Origin of the sequence: Spirillospora sp. NPDC049652 (genome assembly GCF_040675125.1) — a bacterium.
Taxonomy (GTDB): Bacteria; Actinomycetota; Actinomycetes; order Streptosporangiales; family Streptosporangiaceae; genus Spirillospora.
Genome location: NZ_JBFAOF010001041.1, coordinates 1 through 2367, shown reverse-complemented (window position 1 = coordinate 2367; position 2367 = coordinate 1). Strand labels below are relative to the sequence as shown.

General features: G+C 74.4%; 2 protein-coding genes. One reads left to right on the top strand and one right to left on the bottom strand.

Translation table 11 applies throughout. The features are described 5' to 3' along the window. Positions 1 to 597: 597 nt before the first annotated feature. The gene (locus AB0J52_RS36590) at positions 598 to 2028 is read left to right on the top strand and encodes a hypothetical protein (RefSeq protein WP_500187495.1); all 1431 of its coding nucleotides are present in this window, start codon (positions 598 to 600) and stop codon (positions 2026 to 2028) included. Between the two features lie 12 nt (positions 2029 to 2040). Here the strand turns inward: AB0J52_RS36590 and AB0J52_RS36585 are convergent. Beyond that, positions 2041 to 2367, bottom strand: a 327-nt coding sequence (locus tag AB0J52_RS36585) for a hypothetical protein (RefSeq protein ID WP_500187494.1), incomplete at its 5' end; no start/stop codon positions are given.

The following is a 2367-nucleotide window of genomic DNA, read 5'->3' as shown; positions in this document are numbered from 1 at the left end:
CGCGCCGGCTCCGGCCGGGGACGACCGGTTCCACGACCGCGAGCGCCTCGGTCGCCGCCCGTTCGGCGTCCTCGGCGTATCCCCCGGTCGGCCCTGCCGCACGTTCCATCTGGGCGGGTCCTCCGGTTGCTCATGGCCAGGCACGAGTTCCGCGCCGGAAACTACTCCTCCCGCCGACCATGGTCAACGGACGAGTCAGCCGCCACCCGGTACCCGGCGACCGGCGCCATCTCGATGCACATCGTGCCCCAACCGTAGTGGAACGATCTCAGCGGGGTCGGGCATACCGGACACAAGCGGAGGGACGCGCCCGTCCCCGCCCGTCCCGGCCGCCGCGCGTCCGGTTCCGGCCGCGCCGGATGTGGACCGGACGTGGACCGGACGTGGACCGGACGTGGACCGAGCGCGGACCGAGCGCGGACCGAGCGCGGACCGAGCGCGGACCGAACCTGGACAGGGGAGGCCAAAGCCCTTCCCCGGTCCGGTGTCCCCGCGCGGCGCCCCGGGTAGGGCAGCCCGGGGGGAAACGTGTCAGTGGACGCGTCGGCGCGTCCCCTCGGAGGCGGGCGCGCGACGGAAGGCCGGGGACTGTACGCCGTGGCTCGGCGGCACGGTCCCTTCGGGCTGCTGCTCGCCGCGGCGGTCGTACCGCGGCTGCTCGCCATGGCCGGCTACCCGTCCATGCTCTGGTTCGGCGACTCGGGCACCTATCTCCGGGGAGCGCTCTCCCCGGCCCCGTCGGTGCTGCGGCCGAGCGGCTACTCGCTCATGCTGTGGCTGCTCCGCCCGCTGCACCACTTCGGCGCGGTCGCCCTCACCCAGCACCTCTTCGGCCTCGCGATCGGCGTCCTGCTCTACCTGGTGGTCTACCGGACGGCGCGCGCCGCGTGGCCGGACCGGGCCGTCCTGCCGGGCCTGCTCGGCTGCCTCGCCGCCGCGCCCGCGCTGCTGGACGCCTACCAGGTCGAGCTCGAACACCTCGTCCTGTCGGACACCCTGTTCGAGCTGCTCGTCGTCGCGGCGGTCGCGGCGTTGCTGTGGCGGCCCGTCCCGTCCTGGACACCCGCGCTGGCCGCCGGACTGCTGCTCGGCGCGGCGGCCGTCACCCGGACGGTCGGCCTGCCGCTGCTCGCCGCCGTCCTGCTGTTCCTGCTCGTCCGGCGGGTCGACTGGCGTGTCATCGGCGCCCTGACCACCGCGTTCCTGCTGGTCGTCGGCTCGTACGCCGCCTGGTACCGGGCCGAGCACGGGCACTGGGGCCTCACCGGGACCAACGGGCTGTTCCTCTTCGGACGCGTCGCCGCGTTCGCCGACTGCGACTCCATCCACCCGCCCCCGGACGAACGGGTCTTCTGCCGCGACTGGACGCACGACACCCCCGGCATGGACCCGGCGTTCGCCGCGATGTGGGGCGCCCACGCCCCCTTCCGGTCCTTCCCCAAGGGCACGTCCGACCGCGCCGGGAACGCCCTCGCCGCCGACTTCGCCAAGCGGGCCGTCCTCGCCCAGCCCCTCGACTACCTCTGGACGGTCCTGCGGGACAGCACGCGCGGCTTCGCACCGCACCGCTCAGCCCATCCGACCGCCGGAACCGTGTCCGAGTACCGCTTCCCGGTGAAGTACAAGCGCCCCGCCGACGCGGTGAGGCCCTCCCGGGCGTACGGGGGTCCGACCGCCCGGCCACGCGTCGTCGAACCGTTCGCCGGATGGGTCCGCGCCTACCAGAAGGTCGTCTTCGTCCCCGGGCCGCTGCTCGCGGCGCTCGCGCTCGCAGCCCTGGCCGGGCTCGTCCGGCGGCCCCGGAGCCCGGCGCTCCTGCCGTTCCTGGCCGGCGTCGCGCTCATCGTCGTCCCGTCGGCCACCGCCGACTTCGACTACCGCTACCTTCTCCCGGCCGTCCCGCTGCTCTCCCTGGCCGCCGTCCTCGCCTGGACGGGCGGACGCGGCGACCAGGCGCGGGACCACGACGGCGACGCGGGAGAGCGGCCGGGCGACGAACGACCCGACCGCCCTCCCACGACCGTTTAGGACATGAATCGGCTAGGGCATGAAGCGGAAGCTCCACGCCCAGTCGGGCGCGCCGTCGCGTCCGGCGTGAGGCTCCATGTACCAGTGGCGGCCCACGCAGTCCCTCTCCCTGTACACCTCCACGGTGGTGCCGGTGAAGTTCCGGAAGTGGGAGCCGATGTCGGGCAGGGAGTGGCACGGCCCGTCCGGCGCGTTGTGAAGGCGGAACTCCTTGGAGCCGACGCGGTAGGTGAAGTCACCCTCCGACGCCGAGGCCGTCCCGGAACCGACCGGCCCGATGGCGGCCACCCCGATCGCGGTGACCGCCGCGGCGCGGCCGAGTACCCCTGCGGCGCGTCC